16 protein-coding genes are annotated in these 16,567 nt (G+C 55.6%); 7 read left to right on the top strand and 9 right to left on the bottom strand.

What is annotated here, in order from left to right; genetic code table 11:
- Positions 1-30: 30 nt before the first annotated feature.
- Together QW772_04175 and QW772_04170 are read right to left on the bottom strand one after the other, a co-directional pair.
- A complete protein-coding gene (locus QW772_04175) occupies positions 31-1,092 on the bottom strand; it encodes a glycosyltransferase family 2 protein (protein ID MEM0038103.1) in 1,062 nt (353 codons plus the stop codon).
- The gene (locus QW772_04170) at positions 1,089-3,686 is read right to left on the bottom strand and encodes an ATP-dependent helicase (protein MEM0038102.1); all 2,598 of its coding nucleotides are present in this window, start codon (positions 3,684-3,686) and stop codon (positions 1,089-1,091) included. Before QW772_04170 ends, QW772_04175 begins: the two co-directional genes overlap by 4 nt.
- 134 nt (positions 3,687-3,820) lie before the next feature.
- On the opposite strand from QW772_04170, the gene QW772_04165 reads away from it, so the two are divergent.
- Positions 3,821-4,387 (top strand): stage II sporulation protein M, encoded by a 567-nt coding sequence (locus tag QW772_04165; protein MEM0038101.1) that lies wholly within the window; start codon positions 3,821-3,823, stop codon positions 4,385-4,387.
- Between the two features lie 346 nt (positions 4,388-4,733).
- Here the strand turns inward: QW772_04165 and QW772_04160 are convergent, their stop codons facing one another.
- The 4 genes from QW772_04160 to QW772_04145 are packed head-to-tail and all read right to left on the bottom strand — an operon-like array spanning position 4,734 to position 6,624.
- Complete coding sequence (locus tag QW772_04160; GenBank protein MEM0038100.1) at positions 4,734-5,309, bottom strand: hypothetical protein; 576 nt, start codon at positions 5,307-5,309, stop codon at positions 4,734-4,736.
- Between the two features lie 52 nt (positions 5,310-5,361).
- Positions 5,362-6,066: a nucleotidyltransferase family protein gene (locus tag QW772_04155; protein MEM0038099.1), complete on the bottom strand. Its 705-nt coding sequence runs from the start codon at positions 6,064-6,066 to the stop codon at positions 5,362-5,364.
- A 49-nt stretch (positions 6,067-6,115) separates the two neighbouring features.
- Positions 6,116-6,430, bottom strand: coding sequence for a hypothetical protein (locus QW772_04150; GenBank protein ID MEM0038098.1), 315 nt, complete (start codon positions 6,428-6,430; stop codon positions 6,116-6,118).
- 35 nt (positions 6,431-6,465) lie between these two features.
- Entirely contained in the window at positions 6,466-6,624 is a 159-nt protein-coding gene (locus tag QW772_04145) for a hypothetical protein (protein MEM0038097.1), read from the bottom strand.
- 72 nt (positions 6,625-6,696) lie between these two features.
- Between QW772_04145 and dnaG the strand changes: the two genes are divergently transcribed.
- Complete coding sequence (gene dnaG / locus QW772_04140; protein ID MEM0038096.1) at positions 6,697-7,938, top strand: DNA primase DnaG; 1,242 nt, start codon at positions 6,697-6,699, stop codon at positions 7,936-7,938.
- 11 nt (positions 7,939-7,949) lie between these two features.
- Here dnaG and QW772_04135 read toward each other — a convergent pair whose 3' ends face one another.
- The 3 genes from QW772_04135 to QW772_04125 form a co-directional block, all read right to left on the bottom strand.
- Complete coding sequence (locus tag QW772_04135; protein ID MEM0038095.1) at positions 7,950-10,322, bottom strand: DNA polymerase II; 2,373 nt, start codon at positions 10,320-10,322, stop codon at positions 7,950-7,952.
- Between the two features lie 124 nt (positions 10,323-10,446).
- Positions 10,447-11,811 (bottom strand): FAD-dependent oxidoreductase, encoded by a 1,365-nt coding sequence (locus tag QW772_04130; GenBank protein MEM0038094.1) that lies wholly within the window; start codon positions 11,809-11,811, stop codon positions 10,447-10,449.
- Entirely contained in the window at positions 11,808-12,203 is a 396-nt protein-coding gene (locus tag QW772_04125; GenBank protein ID MEM0038093.1) for a DUF296 domain-containing protein, read from the bottom strand. Before QW772_04125 ends, QW772_04130 begins: the two co-directional genes overlap by 4 nt.
- A gap of 68 nt (positions 12,204-12,271) precedes the next feature.
- Between QW772_04125 and QW772_04120 the strand changes: the two genes are divergently transcribed.
- From QW772_04120 to QW772_04100, 5 genes are all read left to right on the top strand, one after another.
- Entirely contained in the window at positions 12,272-13,105 is an 834-nt protein-coding gene (locus QW772_04120) for an RAD55 family ATPase (protein MEM0038092.1), read from the top strand.
- Positions 13,102-13,326 (top strand): 4Fe-4S binding protein, encoded by a 225-nt coding sequence (locus QW772_04115; protein MEM0038091.1) that lies wholly within the window; start codon positions 13,102-13,104, stop codon positions 13,324-13,326. The genes QW772_04120 and QW772_04115 overlap by 4 nt, the downstream gene beginning before the upstream one ends.
- A 77-nt stretch (positions 13,327-13,403) precedes the next feature.
- Positions 13,404-13,604, top strand: a complete 201-nt coding sequence (locus tag QW772_04110) for a YHS domain-containing protein (protein MEM0038090.1) — start codon at positions 13,404-13,406, stop codon at positions 13,602-13,604.
- Between the two features lie 27 nt (positions 13,605-13,631).
- The gene (locus tag QW772_04105) at positions 13,632-16,037 is read left to right on the top strand and encodes a cation-translocating P-type ATPase (GenBank protein MEM0038089.1); all 2,406 of its coding nucleotides are present in this window, start codon (positions 13,632-13,634) and stop codon (positions 16,035-16,037) included.
- Between the two features lie 115 nt (positions 16,038-16,152).
- The coding region (locus tag QW772_04100) for a hypothetical protein (GenBank protein MEM0038088.1) at positions 16,153-16,567 on the top strand (415 nt) is incomplete at its 3' end.

Raw genomic sequence — 16,567 nt, 5'->3', positions numbered from 1 at the left:
AAGATGTTTGGCTGTAGGTTTAAAAGCGTGTTAAGAGCTGACGCTACCGCCCTTCCAGACGTAGCTCCTGCTCAGGAAGTAATTTATTATATACCCTACTACCGTCCCGACCGCCTGGGCCGCTACAGGCACCTTCAACACAGTATAGTAGACCGCCTGCGAGGCCAGGTATTGGGCGAGGTTGCCTGCAAGCGTTGAGAGGTGGTACTTAAGGTACCTCGCCACCCAGCCTCCACCCCTACGCTCCCTGAAGGTCCACAGGTCGTTCCAGACGAAGTTGTTGGTGAGCGATACCTCGATCCCAACCGCTGACGCTATCACGTGAGGTACGGTGAGCACGTGTTCAAGCAGAGCGACCGTGCCTAAGTTGACAGCCACCCCGGACGCACCGACCACAGCGAACTTGTAGTAATCGGGCATCAGCATCAACAACTGCTTGATGTAGTTGAGTATCTCGCGCCTGCTTAGCTTGGATGCCCCCCTAACCCTAGAGCAGAACGTGTAGGGGATCTCACAGATCTTCAACCCTTCACGGTGTGCAAGAACCTCCAGCAACACCTTATAACCCTTAGGCATCACCGGCTTTAAGTCCTTGAGCAACTCCCTCCTCACTAGGAAGAACCCGGACATGGGGTCCCTGACCCCCTTCGCATGAGGTATTAATATCCTGGCTAGGTAGGTGGCCCCCAAGGATATTACCCGCCTGGCAAACGTGAAGCCCTCAGCACCCCCTCCCTCTACATATCTGGACGCTATAACCAGGTCGCAGGAATCAGCCTTCTTGAGGAGGTCTCTAATGACCTCAGGCGGATGCTGAAGGTCGGCATCCATGACCACCACGTAATCCCCCCTAGCCACCTTAGCTCCGTCAATCACTGCGGACGTAAGGCCTAACTTGCCCTCCCTCCTGACCAGTCTGACAGGATATATGGCGGAGAGCTCGGCCGCATACTCTGCAGTCCCGTCCGGGGAGTTGTCATCAACTACAACCACCTCATACTCGAACCCGTCGAGAGCCCTGCTGATCCTGGATAGTAGTTCATGAATGTTCTCCCTTTCGTTATATGTTGGAACCACTACCGAGACCTTCAATCAGATCGCCCCGCCCTTATCTTAGCCAGCACCTTCTCGTGTAGCATGCTTAAAATCCTCCTCCTGTCCTCCATCAGAACCACGTCGCTATATCCCTGCACGATGAGGCTATGGCTGAACGGACATGGCGCGTCTTGAGACACGAGGTAGTCGACCGTGGCCTCCCCCAACGCTATCCTCTTCAAGACCTCCTCAGCGTGGTGTATGTCCATCGAGTCCTCCAGCACCTCCCTGTAGGTCTCTGCGAGGAGTGGGTAGCCCGGCAGATTCTCAGACACTCTGAGCAGGGTCTCTGAGTTCACCTCCCTCCTACTAACGCTGGTCTCAACCCCTCTGTAGACCTTAAGCAAGGCTAGGGATCTTTCGGCAACGTGCCTGAATTTCCTCTTCAATATCTCACTCCTCCTGAGTGCTTTGACCAGAATCCCTCTGAGGGTTTCGTGGGTTAGGTTGCTGACCACCTTCCTAAGTAGGTTCAAGTCCAGGCGGGCGTCCCCAGGCACGGTCAGCATGAAGCCGTTGTCAGAGACCGTGACTCTTACGGGGATCCCCAGCTCGTTGCTGAGGCTGTGTGCGTACGCCCTGGAGAGGACCTGATTGACTCTCCTGCCAAAGAGGTAGTGGAAGATCAGGTTGCATACGTCGTTCTCACGCCACACCTCGATCAGGAGCTCCCTGTCCGTCGGAATCTTCCCACAAGCTTTAAGCTGTTCCGACACGTAGCGGGCGATGTACCTGGCCTCCCTCAACCCCAGCCCGTAGTTAGAGGAGATCATCTCAGCAGCTCTTCTCACACCGTGCTTGGAGACCCACTCACCAACAATCCCTCTAAATCTGCCTACCTCGAGGGCCGAGTCGTAGGACAGCGGCAGAGCCTCTGAAAACCAGGAGGGGACCGTAGGCCTCTGCTTCTCAGCGTCCCTGACGATCACCCTGAGCCCCTCACTCCTGACGAACATGTAGGTCCTCCCACCCAAGACGAATATGTCGCCGGGCTCCAGGTACTCGACGAACTCCTCCTCTAAATCACCTATATACTTGCGTCCGTCTAAGAAGACCCTCATCTTAGTCTCGTCAGGGATCGCGCCGGCGTTGAGGTAGTAGATCATCCTCACTGACTTCTTCCTGCCGAAGACCCCCTCCTCCTCGTCGAACCATATCTTAGAGTAGACGGGCACGCCGTCCGGCACGACCTCGTACCTGCCGGCGAGGTATTTCAGAACGTTGAGGAACTCGTCGTATGTGAGGGTTGAGTAGTTGTAGGATCTCCTGACCACTCTGTAGGCATCGCCAACTGACCACTTCCTCTCCAGCGACATGCCGACGAGCGACTGGGCCAGAATGTCAAGAGGCTTCATAGGTATGTGGACGTTGTCCAGCCTCCTGAGCCTGGCTAGGTGGGCGAGCACCGTCACCTCAACCAGGTCGTCCCTGTCCACCGCTATCAAGTACCCCTTACTGACATCACTCACGTTGTGGCCTGATCGGCCCACCCTCTGCAGGAGTCTGGTGACGCTCTTAGGGCTGCTGAGCAACACCACAGAATCAACGTAGCCTATGTCAATCCCAAGCTCAAGTGAAGTTGAGCAGGTCACCGCCCTCAGCTTACCCTCCTTCAGCTTGCTCTCAACCTCGAGCCTGACCTCACGGCTTAGGGAGCTGTGGTGCGCCTCTATCTCGTCTAGACCCTCGACACTGTTCCCTGAGAACATCTTCTTGAGTTTGTGGACAACCCTCTCGGTGGAGCTTCTCGTGTTGGTGAACACTAGGGTCGTTCTGTGGGAGCTTATCACCCTCTTGAGGACTCTGTAGATGGATTCGTTTAGCCTCTCGGCAGGCGCGCTCACTATGTCGACGCTGGGAGTCACTACCTGCAACTCCACAGGCTTGACGAATCTAGCGTCAACCACTACGCATTCCCTAGGTCTTCCGAAATCATCATACCCTGAGAGGAACTTAGCCACCTCGTCCAGGGGGGATATCGTGGCGCTGAGCCCTATCCTCTGAAGCCTCCTGCCCACGAACTCCTCAAGCCTCTCGAGCGTCAGCGTGAGGAGCGCTCCCCTCTTGCTGGAGGCGAGCTCGTGGATCTCGTCAACCACCACCCACCTCACATGCCTCAACCTCTCCCTGAACTTAGGCGCGGTTATGGATATGGCGAGGGATTCCGGGGTGGTTATCAATATGTGAGGGGGCTTGACAAGCATTCTGGACTTCTCGGACTGTGTGGTGTCGCTGGTTCTCACGCCGACCCTGACCTCCGGCAACTCAAGCCCGCGGGTTTTCCGAGCGTGCTCACGTAGCTCCTGAATGGGCTGCGTTAAGTTCCTCCTCATGTCGTTATTCAGCGCTCTGAGGGGTGACACGTAGACCACGTACACCTGATCCTCAAGCGCTCCCAAGGATGCGGCTTTAAGCAGTTCGTCTATTATCGGGAGGAAGACTGCTAGGGTCTTACCAGTTCCCGTGGGGGAGGATATGAGGACATTCTCACCCTCCTTAATCCTGGGTATCGCCAGGAGTTGCGGTGGGGTGAACTCCCTGTACTTGCTGAGGAACCAGTCGAGCACGTAATCACTTAAGCAGCCTCTCACGCCGCAAGACCTCTGGCGGTCGTTTGACTCCTCCAGCGGATCTCCCTACATTACTCTAGGACTGAACGACATATTAGCTTTAACGGTGCTGGGGGTTTAATTCCTCCGAGAGTAATCTAACGTGGTGATGGCGGTTGAGCAGAAGGCTTACGGCATCTGTGATCACCCTGCTTTTCCTAGCCTCGGTCGCGGCGGGCCTCTCATCCCCACCCCAGCAGAGTGAGGGGCTTGCCGAGGCCCTCAAGGAGCAGTTCAGACCTCTGACCGAGTCCTACAGCACGTCGGATCTCAAGTCGCTAATGATGCTGAGCCTAACGATATTTATGAATAATCTGAGGGTGGCGCTCCTCAACCTGATTCTGGGGGTTTCCGTCGTTGGCCCTGCCGGCGTCATGATGGTTAATGGATACGTGATTGGGGTTGTTCTCTCCAGTATGGGGGACGTTATGGCCGGCGTCGCGTTGATACTGCCTCACGGCATACTCGAGATCTCGGCGCTCATCTACTCAGCGGTTCTCGGGACGCATCTAGGTGTTGGAGTCGTCTCCTCCGTCTTCAGAAGGTCTGAAGCGGGGAGGGTTAGGGCGGCGTTCAGGGAAACCTTTACCAGGTTCCCAATAGTTGTCCTGCTACTGGCCCTCGCGGCGTTGATTGAGGTCTTCGTGACGATGCTTATAGTGGCGCCGATCGTGCGGGCTTAATAAGTCCTGCACGAACCTATTTAAGGATTGAATGATGTGAGTCATGCCCCCTGATGCGTGATGAGCTTCGAGGGTATCTGACATGCATGCACTTCATGACGGCTCAAAAACTGCCGAGATCCACCTGGTCGTCAAGCCCTTAACCAGAGCCGGTGTTGGGGAGTGTCGAGTGGACGGATATTTAAATGCAGGAGATGCGGCTTCGAGCTAGATAGGTTAGATAGGCGGAAACCCGCGTCTTAATGCACTGTAAAAATATTTAGGGGTATGGGGGTTCCCCCTGGTTCAGAGCTGTGGATTGGGGTCGACATCAAAATCAAATACTACGAGGCCTAAACCCCAAGTCCTATATGAGGCTCTCAGCCTCCCTCCTTATCGTCGGTTTGTCTGTCACTACGGCGTAGACCTTAAGGTTTCTCGACTTCATGTAGTTCTCAGGTGAGTTGACGTTGAGGGCGATCACTCTCAAGCCCTTAGCCTCTGCCTCCCGAGCGGTTCTGCTCCTCAAGAGGGCTAACGGCGTCACAAGATACGTGATACCCAGACCGGCGAGCTTGCTTAGGTTGGGATACGGGTTTAAGGTTTCAAACCCTACCCGGAGTCTCTCACGCCCTCCAGACCCCAGCGCATTGAGGTCGGTCACTACAGCCACTACCTCGACTTTCTGAAGTTCTCCGGTCAGGAGGTCCAGCTCTCTCAGCACTTCAGGCTTCCTGACTTTAAGGATTAGATGTGGGTGTGATAGTGACTCGGCGAGCCCGCTGGCCAGCTGCCTGAGGTCGTCGCCCACCTCATCAACCCAATCTCCGACATAAAAACCGTCCACATCCCTATGTCTCCCCATGTTCTGAAGGGCTTCTGAAACGCTTCCCCCACTCAGTCCGAAGAGGTTGATCAGGACGTGCGGCTCTCTCCTATCCATCATGTAGCCCTGATAGTATGTTCTCCAGAGGAATTATATTGATTCAGTGGATCTAGATCCTGAGCCTCCCCGCGTTTATGTCGTTCGCGGCCTCCTCAACGTCCTTTATCGTGTCTATGGACTTCCAGTAGTTGCTCGTGAACTTCATCCCGTGGAGTCTGCCCTCCCTAGCCAGCTGAGGGAAGGCAGTCCTCTCTATATCGCCCACCTCCGGGAGGTAGTTGAAGATGTCGCTCTTCATAACGTAGACGCCCGCGTTGATCAAATAATCCTCTATGCTTGGTTTCTCAACGAAGTTCTCGACCCTGCCGTCCGTTGATATCTTGACGACTCCGTACGGTGACTTGAGTGGGACTAGAGCTATCGCGGCGGCGAGGGCTTCGCTACGCTTCACCGCGTCGACTAGCTTGACTATCGGGATGTCTGTTATCACGTCCCCGTTGACCGCCACGAAAATCTCGTTCCTCAGGTAGGGCTCCGCATTCTTTATCGCCCCTCCGGTTCCAAGGGGTGTGTCCTCAACCACGTACGTGACGCTCACGCCAAACTTCCTCCCGGACCCCAGAAACTCTATGAGTTTCTCGTACCTGTAGCCTGCCAGGATCACGATAGAGTCAACTCCGTTGCTCTTTAGCCATCGCAGCTGCCACTCGATCACCGGCTTCCCGGCAACCTCGACGAGGGACTTAGGAATCTCCTCCGTTATGGGTCTTAATCTCTTAGCAAGTCCGCCCGCGATTATCGCGGCTTTCAGCACTTAAGACACCGTGTTAACTGCGGGCTGAGGGAAATAAGCGTTGTCAGCGTTAGACACGGTAGAGTTTGCAGAGCAGACACATCAAGTCGTTAACGCTCATCTCACCGCTGACGATCTTGAGGGAGTACTCCCTCACATACCTCGAGTACCTCTCATCATTCAGTAACCTGTCGACTAGAGGCTTACTTGACCTCCGTGCCGTCAGGTAGTTGGAGACTGCTGCAGGAGCCACGCCGAGCAGTTTGGCGGTTCTGTAGATCGTTAATCCATGTTGCTTCACGAGTGTTATGGCTAGGGCGGCCCTCACAGCCGGCATGAGTTCTTTAGCCACCACATCACATGGTAGGTGATCCAAACTCCTCACTACGGTAGTGGAGTAGCTAATGAGGTTATTAAGTGTTAGTGGCGTGAATGTTTAATCGTCTCCCTCACGCAGGACTCTACACAACCCTCAAACTCCTCCCTGCTTGAGAACGGGTACTCAGCGCACTTCTCCCTACAGACGCTTACCGCGTGTGTTCTCTCCCTGCACTCACGTTGCATAACGACCCCTGACAAACACACTTAATTCGAACTTATTATGGAGATTACGGAATTTATGTTAGTGATGCTTACCATAGGTGAGTCTGAATGAAGTACGTGATAAGAGCGAAGGTCGAGGTCGCCGGTTCGGTCGACAAGCCCGACATAATAGGAGCTGTCTTTGGGCAGACGGAGGGCCTGTTCAGCCCTGAGTATGATTTGAGGGAATTGCAGGATAAGGGGAGGATAGGCAGGATAGTGGTCGAGGTGAAGCAGGTAAATGGTAAGAGCGTTGGGGAGATTATCATTCCCTCAAACCTCGACAAGGTCGAGACGGCCTTGCTGGCGGCTTTAGTGGAGACCGTTGATAAGGTCGGGCCCTACCCGACGAAGATTAAGGTGGTCGAGATCGTTGACTTGAGGCAGGAGAAGCTGAAGAAGGTTGTAGATAGGGCTAAGGAGATACTGAGGGACATGCTTCAGGAGAAGGCTGTGGACATAAAGGAGGTTCTGACCGAGGTTAGCGAGGCGGTTAAGATAGGTGAGATCGTGGAGTACGGGCCTGAGAGACTGCCTGCAGGTCCTGAAGCGGAGACCTCGGACACGCTGATAATAGTTGAGGGGAGGGCGGACGTCATAAATCTCTTAAAGTACGGCTATAGGAACGTCATAGCGGTTGAGGGCGCTAAGGGGGAGATCCCTAAGTCGCTTGTGGAGCTGGCTCAGAGGAAGAAGAAAGTCATAGCCTTCGTCGACGGCGATCGCGTGGGCGCCATGATCGTTAAGAACCTTGCGGGAGGCATTAGGATAGATTTAGTTGCCAGGGCCCCGACCGGCCGTGAGGTGGAGGAGCTAACTGGGAAAGAGATCCAGAAAGCCCTGAAGAACGCCGTCCCGCTGCAGACCTTCCTGCAGTCCTTGATCGGCGAGGTGCCCGCCGCTCCGACTAAGGCTGAGATTGTTGAGTCTGTTCCCGCAACGCCTGAGGCTGAGACGACTATACAGGTTCCTGAGGCTGAAGCACCTCCTAAGGCCGAGGTTCTCGAGACGTACACAATCCCGAGTAAAGTTCTTGAATCTATAAATGGAGTTAAGGGCACTCTAGAGGGGATTGTGTACGATAGTTCTTGGAGTGAGTTAGGCAGGATCCCCGTTAAGGATCTGGTTGACTACCTGTTGACAACCGATAAGACTGTTTACGCGGTGGTGATGGACGGCATCGCGACACCCAGACTCGTCGACGCTGCGGCGGTTAAGGGCGTGAAGCTGATACTCTGCCACAGGGTCGCCACGATAACTAAGAAGCCGGTGGACCTCACGATCCTGACGTTCGACGAGGTCCTCCAGTAGCGGGCCTCAACCTACTTCTTGCTGAGGAAGTCTGCCAGCGACCTGCCCCTGGGCGCTTCAAGCTGCTTCTCCGTAACGCCGAAGTACGAAAGTATTCTGAGGGCAGCTGGGATCACCTGGTGGTTAATGTAGTAGTCCACGTCAATCTCGTTGGGCTTGACGAGCATGTATGGGTAGGCTCTCGAGGAGATATTGCCCGACCCTCTGACGACGACGTACCCTATCTTACTGCCTACGTCCGTCCTTATCCCGAGCTTCTCAAGTCTTCTGGCGGCCATAACGTGTGGTGCGTCGACCTCGTACTCGCTCACCCTCTTGGTCAGGGTCTTCCATATTATCAGCTTCTCTATGCCCACCCTCCCGTTCCTGACCTCCTCGATCACCCTCCTCACGTGGTTGACCGCCTCGCCAACGTTCTTCGTCGTCAGAACGATCCTCGCCACCTCCTCCTGAACGTCCTTAGCTATGTCTGTCCAGTCCCCCCTAACGGCTTCGAAACCCACTATGTCTATCCGGCCGTCCTCCGTCAGGCCTACGTACCTCTTCTTAGCCTCAGTGAAGAAGACCCTCCTGTATATCTTGTCGACCTTGATCTCGAGCCCGAGTTCGTCACCCACCCTGTTTATGAAGTCCTCGACTAGGTCCCTCACATAGCTCGTGAAGAGCGAGTCCGTGTCACCGTAAATCACCTTGAGGCCGAGGGACCTAGCTATCTCGATCGCCCTCAATATGGTCTTCCTACCTAAGGCCGTTATGCTCTCCGCCCCTTCCTTGAAGTACCATCTGGCGCCGACCCACCCCATGTAGCCGTATGACGCGTTCGCGAGGATCTTGAGGACCCTCTGCCTCTCGTCCAGCACCCTGTATTCGAGGCTCTCAGGATCCAGCCTCTTCATAGTAGTCCTTATCTCGCTCCTGAGCCTGAGGAGGGTTGTGAGAACGTTCTTGTAGAAGCCCGGCGGCTCCTTCAGGAATCTGTAGTTGAGCTCTTCGATGGTGTGGCACCTCGTCTCATCGCATCCCCCCTCCACCAGGGTGTCCGGGCTCACGTTGTACTTGATCATCAGGTTCGGGTACATGGATGTGAAGTCCAGAACCACGACGTCCTCATGAACCCCCTTAACAGGCTCCAGGACTATCGCCCCCTTATAGGGCTCGTAAGGCCTCTCAACCCTGTTCGGTATTAGCTCGCCATACTTGACTGCCTCACGCATTAAGTACCACTCGAGCCTGTAGCCCACCGACGCCGCCCCGACCTGGTCCAGCGGGAGGCCCGTGAGGCTTGAGAGCTGTATGGCGAAGGGCAGGAACTCCTTAGCGAGGAGGAGTGTTGAGACGGCGTCGTCCCTAGCGTACCTGATCAAGGTGTCCCTCAATTCCTTACTGTCCCAGTACCTAGGTATCTCGTGCCACGGGATCAGCACCCTCTCTGACTTCCTCATGACGCCTAGGTAGTCGGCAACCTCGTCCAGGGACTTGACCTTAACCTCCGGTATTTCCTCAGCGAAGTTATAGAGGTCTACGTGCAATCTACCCGGGATCGAGATGTGGCCGTAGGCGGACTGCCTTGGAACCCCTCCCTTAACCCTCCCCACGTCGAGCCTCACCTTGAGCGCCTGAGCCCTCTGAATCAGGTACTGCCAGTCGAACATGTTGGAGTTGTAGCCTACTACGACGTCCGGGTCGTAGTCGATCACGTACTCGACGAACTCCTCTATAAGTGAGGCGTCACTACCCCCCTCCTCCTTAACCATCACCCTGACCTCGCCCTCACTGTTCGCCGTCGCAATTATTATCACTGGGTTGTTCTCAGGCCTCAGGGACCCCAGCGGGCTGTAGACCTCTATGTCGAAAGCCAGCGTCTTGAGCTTCGGGGGCCTCGCCTCCTCAAGCCTCTGCAACCCGCTCTTTAGGGTGTAGGCGCCCTTGACTCTGAGCCCGCCCGCGCCGGCCTCCTCGACCTCCGCCTCATACCAGCTGCAGGGTAGGGCCTCCCTGTCCAGCACGTAACGCATGGAGAACCTTATGTCGGCCTCGAGAACCTCCCTAACGTCGGGAAGCCTCGAGACCTCCTCCCTGTACTCCCTAACGCTCTCCGGCACTACCGTCACTATCTTGAGGGCCTTGACGGGTCTGCCGTAGTACTTCCTATCAGCGACGCTGACGTCAGTTATCGGCGACCTGGGCTTGCTCAGCGCTTTAACCCCCCTCCTCACTTCCTCGAGGTCCGCGCCATCTCTGGGGACTGCATAGAAGTAGGGCCTGAAGGTAGTGTCTCTTATTAGGATGGGCTCCGAATCCTCGCTGAGGCCCCATAGCATGATCACAGGTGCGTTGTTCTCCACCTCATAACTCACGTCAATCAGATAGAACTTAAGCTTCATACCCGCTTCCGATAAGATACTATCTACGAAGGTAATATTATTTGGTTGCGGGACGCCGGCACTGCGTGCCAAGCAACGGGCGGGGACAGTGCCTCGAATGACGTGGTTGCGGCGTGCTCACCTCTCACGAGGTCTTGAGCTGGAGGTACTTAACCACCTCACTAGCGACCGCGCGTGATTTGCCGTAGACCGCGTCCATGTTGAGGTACTCCCAAGCCCCGAACCTTCCATGCAGGAACACCCCCCGCTCCCTAAGCGTTTTCTCCACAGTCTTCAGGACGGGGGTCCTCAGCCTATCGTAAATCACGTAGGCGTCCCTCCACCGCCACACACCGCTTACCTCCAGCTCGGCGTTGCTCAGCAGTCCTGTGTCAAGCACATCGTCGTAGACCCTGGATGTAAGGGCCTCATCGCTCAGGGAATTCATCTCCTCCTCACTCCCGAACGAGACCTCGGCTATTAGGGAGACCCTCCCCGGCGGCGCGTTCGCCCTCGAGAAGTTGCTGAGTACGGCGACTCTGTGGGGCAGGAAGCCCTTGTCCGGGAGGTAGACCCAGTGGTACGGCCTCACTTCACCACTCAAACCCAGCCCAACAACAGCCAGTGGAACTGATTTAAGCCCCTCAACACCGCCAACCGACCCGCCGAGCAGGTCGCTGAACACCCCTCGGGACCTCTTCAGCGGTGCTGTGTAGACTACGGCGTCGCAGTCAACGCCGAGCCCCCTAGTCTCCACGAGTAGGTTGCCGCGGCGGTTCTCACCGATCTTTGTGACTGGTTGCTGGACGTGGATCTCGACTCTCCCGCTCTTGAGGGTCTCGCTGAGGATCCCCTTCACGAGTGATTCCATCCCGCCGCTCGCCGGGTAGTAGAAGGTTAGCTGATGTGTGTAGCCCTCCACGTCAATCCCGACGGCGCTCATGACTATGTCTTTAAGCGGTGGTAGGGGGACCCTACCGTCGACCCACTCAAGCGTTACCTCCCTCAAGTCGGTCTTCCATATCTTCTCGTTGTAGGGTATGAGGTACTTGCCCGCTATCCCGTCGCCGAAGACGTGGTGGAGCCACTCACGGAAGTTCGCGGGCTCCTTCAGCTCCCCCTTAAGCCTCTTTATGTAGGCCTCCAAGGCACCCCACACGCACTCAAACCTCTCCTCCGGTGGGAGGTCGCTTAGGCCGTTCTCGAACGGATACTTCACGTAGGTTCCTCTATAGTATATCTTGGCGTTCCTGTAGTTCCTCACGCAGCCGACGTCAATTAGTTTGAGGATCTCGTCAAGCAGTCCCTGATCCCTGCTGAACAATATGTGGGAGCCGCCAGTGTCGAATACGTAGTTGCCTACGCGTTCGCTTCTGAGGAGGCCTCCCGGCCTCCCCGAGGCCTCGAGAATCACTACATTCACCGGGACCCCGGTCTTGACGATGTGGTGGGCGGTTGAGAGCCCTGCTAGACCCCCGCCTACCACGCAGACGGTCTTTAGGGTGCTCACGTCCTGTCCCTGTGGCGGAGGACCTGCCTCAGGTCGCCGGCCTCGATGAGGAATAGCTCGAGGTACGGCCTGACGGCCGCCTTGATTAGGTGGCCGCCCTTAGCGCCGGCGTCCTTGATGCCCAGGGTGACGTGGATGTGCATTGAGAGGCTTCCATCACTCCTCACCATGTAGTTACCGAGTAGTGAAAGCACCTCAAGTATCTCGTTCTCCGGTGCTTCCATCACCTCCCTAGTGAATTCCGACGTTAGTGGGTTGTAGTACCCTATCTCGGCCCTCCTGAAGCCCCCGACGCCCGCGATTAAGCCGCCCTTCAGTCCCTCACTGAGGATGCGTTGCTCAAGGGCTTCCGGGAGGGTCGAGCCCTCCTCCAACTTCACCGCTTTAATCATCCCGCATCACCAAGCATGTTTAGACTTGAGTTAAGCTTTAAATAATTTCGTCGGGCTTATCCTATTGGGTGCTTGCTTTGGCTAAGCTCTTCATGACTGGGGTGGAGCCGCTTAACGCGGCCCTCCCTGCCGGGATTCCGTACGGCTCCCTAACCCTGATTCTGGGGCCGGGGGGCGTTGGTAAGTCCGTCATGATGGCCAACCTCTCCTGGAACTTCCTAAGGAGCGGGGACGGCGCCGTGGTTTACGTGACGTTCGACGACTCCCCTGACGCCCTGCTGGCGCTCTACGAGTTCTTCGGCTGGGATGTGGGCAAGTACGTCCGGGAGGGGAGGTTTAAGATAGTGGATTGCTTCAGCTTCAGGCTGGGGCCGTTTAAGAGGCCTGTGGAGGGGGTTGTGAGGGAGCTGGAGGTCAGGGACTTGAGCTCCCTGATCTACGCCGTCAGCGACGCCGCGTCCTCGGCTAGAGGATCTACCCTCGTCCTGATAGACTCCCTCAACGAGCTCGTGCTCAAGTTCGAGGTCTCGCAGTTCGTCGACTTCATAAAGACGTTGAGGGCCACGGTAGGTAAGGGGTTGGGGAACATAATACTCGCCACGGTGCACACCACCACGGACACGTTCCAGGAGGTGGTTAACTACATAGAGTACCTGGTCGACGGGATTGTGGAGACCAGACTCAATCCCTCCCTTATAGAGTACGGCATACCGGTGAAGGAGCTGATGGTAAGGAAGATGAGGGGGGTCCCGACGAACCCCATATGGATCCCTTACGTGATAAGCGACTCAGGCATAGCTGCTGTGGACATGCAGAAGCTCGCTAAAGTACTTCAGAGGAAGGTGCAGGAGTTGGAGGCCCTTAAGAAGATCGCAACGGGGAGTCCGGGTAGTCAGGGTTGAGGGTCTCTGTAAACGTCGAACCCTCGTGCAACCTGTGCGGACTGTGTGTCGAGCTGTGTCCGGCATGCGTCTTCAGGATTGAGAATGGCAGACTGGTGCGTGAGGAAGGGAAGTGCATCTACTGCAGGGGCTGCGAGCTTCTCTGCCCGCAGAAAGCGATAAGAATCAGGGCTGACCTCACCACCCTGAGGTACAGGCAAGTAGTGACGGCGATAAGTTGACTCGGCGAATGAAGCGTAAATGACGTGTTATGCGGAGATATTAGGGGTTTAGCATTTATAACATTGTTAATGTATATGTGTCATGGAGGTGGTTTGAAGTGGTTAAGCACGTCGACCCCGTGTGTGGAATGCAGGTTGACCCCGTCAAAACCCCCTATAAGACCATCTACAAAGGGAGGATCTACTACTTCTGCAGTAAGCGTTGCTTGGAGGAATTCGAGAGGAGTCCTGAGTACTACCTGACGCAGGGTCCGCAGGGCATGACTCAACAGCGGTGATGCCGCCCTACGTGAGAGGGCTCGCCGGTGGTGGGCAGGATAAGGGTTAGGGTTGTAGGTGTGGATTGCCCTACCTGTGTTTACGCTATAGAGAAAAGACTTAAGTCGCTGGCTTGTGTGCGTTCCTTCAGAATGGACGTCAATGCCGGGGTGGCTGAGATAGAGTATGACGAAGGCGCGTGCGTCCTCCGAGACATATATGGGGCCATTAGGGACGCTGGCTACGACGTCTACAAGGAGAAGCTGTACTTCGATTTTAAAGGTCTCGGCGGGGAGGAAGCACCTGCATTAGAGTCGAAGATCTTGAGGATGGAGGGGGTATTGGACGTGAGGATATCCTCAGCGTCTGGTGTAGCGGTCGTCTTGTATAACCCCCTTGAAACCACGAAGGAGGTGGTTGCAGGCGGGCTGAGAGCCTTCGGCGCTGAGTTGCTTGCAGGGGTTACTAGGGAGGTCAGCATGGTTGAGAGGACACTACTATACAGGAGGCTGGGCTCCTTCATGATGGGGCTGAGCGTCATTACATTATCCACGTACACGATGCTCACTGGAGGTGCCTACCTTCCCAGTCACGCAACTGAAGCGGCTCTCCTGCTCATGTGCGCATTAGCCGTTGTGCTCAATTATGACATAGTTGTGAGGGGGCTAAAGTCCTTCGCCACGGCCACACCCACCATGGACTCACTCATAGCCATGTCTTCAGTTTCAACGCTGATCGCGGGCATGACGTCGATTAGCGGGCTTCTGAGCCTCCACAGTGGTTTTCACCCCTCCTCCTTCTTCGAGGCGTCTGCAGGGGTCATAGGCTTTGTAGGGCTCGGCAAGTATTTGGAGGAGAGGCTGCGTAAGAAAGCGTTCAGAGCTCTTGAGGACCTCGCTGCGTCGCTCAGGGGTAGCGTAAGGACGGTTTACAGTGATTCGGTAGTCGAGAAACCCGTTACTGAGGTGAAGCCCGGTGAGGTGGTTGAAGTCAGGGCGGGCGAGGTCATACCGGTCGACGGGGTGGTGGTAGAGGGGCTTGGCTACGTTGATGAATCCAGCTTCACCGGCGAACCCGTCCCCCGAGTCAAGAAGGGTGAGGGCAGGGATCCAGTGCTGGCTGGGAGCGTCCTGCACTCAGGGTACTTAAGGGTGAGAGCTACCAGAGTTGGGGACGAGACCTTCATCGCGTACGTCATCGAGACCGTGAGGGAGGCAGAGTCCCTGAAGCCTAGGTTAGCGAGGCTTGCGGACAGGGTGGTGGGTTACTTCACGTGGGCGGTGCTGGCCGTGGCCGTAACGACTCTCACGTACTGGTGGCTCGTTCACGGGGATGTGCGGTTAGCGGTGATGTTCATGGCTGCAGTGCTGACCGTTGCGTGTCCGTGTGCGTTAGGTGTGGCGATACCGTTAGTCACTTCAATCGCGGTGCTGAAGTCCTCGAGGTCGGGTGTGCTGATCAGGTCTGGAGAGGTCTTCGAGAGGGTGTTGAGTGCCGACCTCATCGTGTTTGATAAGACGGGTACCCTGACTGTGGGTAAGCCGGCAGTACTGGCGGTACACGCTTTAGGGAACGCGGACCTTCAAAGCGTGCTTCACTTAGTATGTACCGTTGAGTCTCGCGGCGAGCACCCGCTGTCACGGGCTATAGTTGAAAAATGCAGGAAGGAGGGTGTGGAGGCATCTAGTCTGGAGGAGTACGTCCACATGTTGGGGGAGGGCGTGTTCGGAGTGGTTGATGGGGTGAATGTCGCTGCCGGGAATCTCGAACTCGCGTCTAGGCTTGGGGTTCAGGTAAGCGAGCGCGTGCTGGAGCTCATTAATGAGGTTGGGTCTAGGGGGAACACACCTGTGTTAGTGATCGTGGGCTCGGAGGTCGTGGCCGTCTTGGAGGTGGGTGATAGGTTGAGGGAGGAAGTGCCTCAAGTGGTTAGCAGGTTGAGGGGGAAAGGCTACCGCGTCGGGCTTGCGAGCGGGGATGTGGAGGCGAGCGTTGCGTACTATAAGGAATTGCTTAAGCTGGACTTTGCTTACTGGGGACTAAAGCCTGGTGGTAAGGCAGACCTCGTTAAAGACCTGCAGAGGAGGGGTTTCAAAGTAGCGTTCGTTGGGGACGGCGTTAACGACGCACCCGCACTCAGCGTAGCTAACGTCGGGGTAGCCATGGGCGGCGGGGCCGAGGTCTCGAAAGAAGCCGGCGAGGTCGTAATAATGAATAATGACCTTAAAAGTTTCTTGTTCTTGTTGAACTTCAGCAGTGTTGTGAGGAGGAAGATGCTTCAAAACCTAGCGTGGGCATTCGTGTATAACGTCGCCCTCATACCGCTAGCGGCAGGGGCTTTCTATGCACCCCTACACTTATTCATCACCCCCGAAGTAGCCGCGGTTGCAATGGTTCTAAGCGACGTAAGCGTCGTTGCTAACGCGCTCTCAATACTTAGATCGAGCGCTTGAGCAGCGGGTTTTTATCCCGATGCGTCGAACCCGGCTCCCAGCGACCCCTCTTCTGGGCTTTGTGTGAATGCAGGCTTTTTAATGCGTTTCTCGACTAAACTTAATTAGCATGTTAATGGATTCCTTACGTAGTGTGCGGTGCGGGTTGGGCTGGACTACCTTCTTGAGAGGTCTAGACGCCTCTACGACTACCTACCTATTATCGCAGAAGGTGGCTCTCCCGATGGTAAGATATAGTCAGGAGATGACGAATCTAGTCTACTTTAAAATTGAGAGGACGGATCCAGTAATTACTCGGCTAAGGGGTAGGAGGTACCACAGGACATACGGAATAGTGTTAAGTAGCTTTAGAGTAGTTGAAGTGTTAGTCCCACTAAACCTTCATGGTCAGATACCGCTAGATCGCGGTAAGTACGTCTACTTTACTAAGTGTAGTAATCAGTGGACAATAGTTAGGAAGCTATATAGAGTATGTGAGATACACGACGTAGAGTGTCTAGAGAAAGTAACTAGTAAGAAGAGTACCAGAC

Source organism: Zestosphaera sp. (assembly GCA_038727705.1).
Taxonomy (GTDB): Archaea; Thermoproteota; Thermoprotei_A; order Sulfolobales; family NBVN01; genus Zestomicrobium.
The sequence above is the reverse complement of the archived record's forward strand: the minus strand, read 5'-3'. Positions and strand labels throughout refer to the sequence as shown.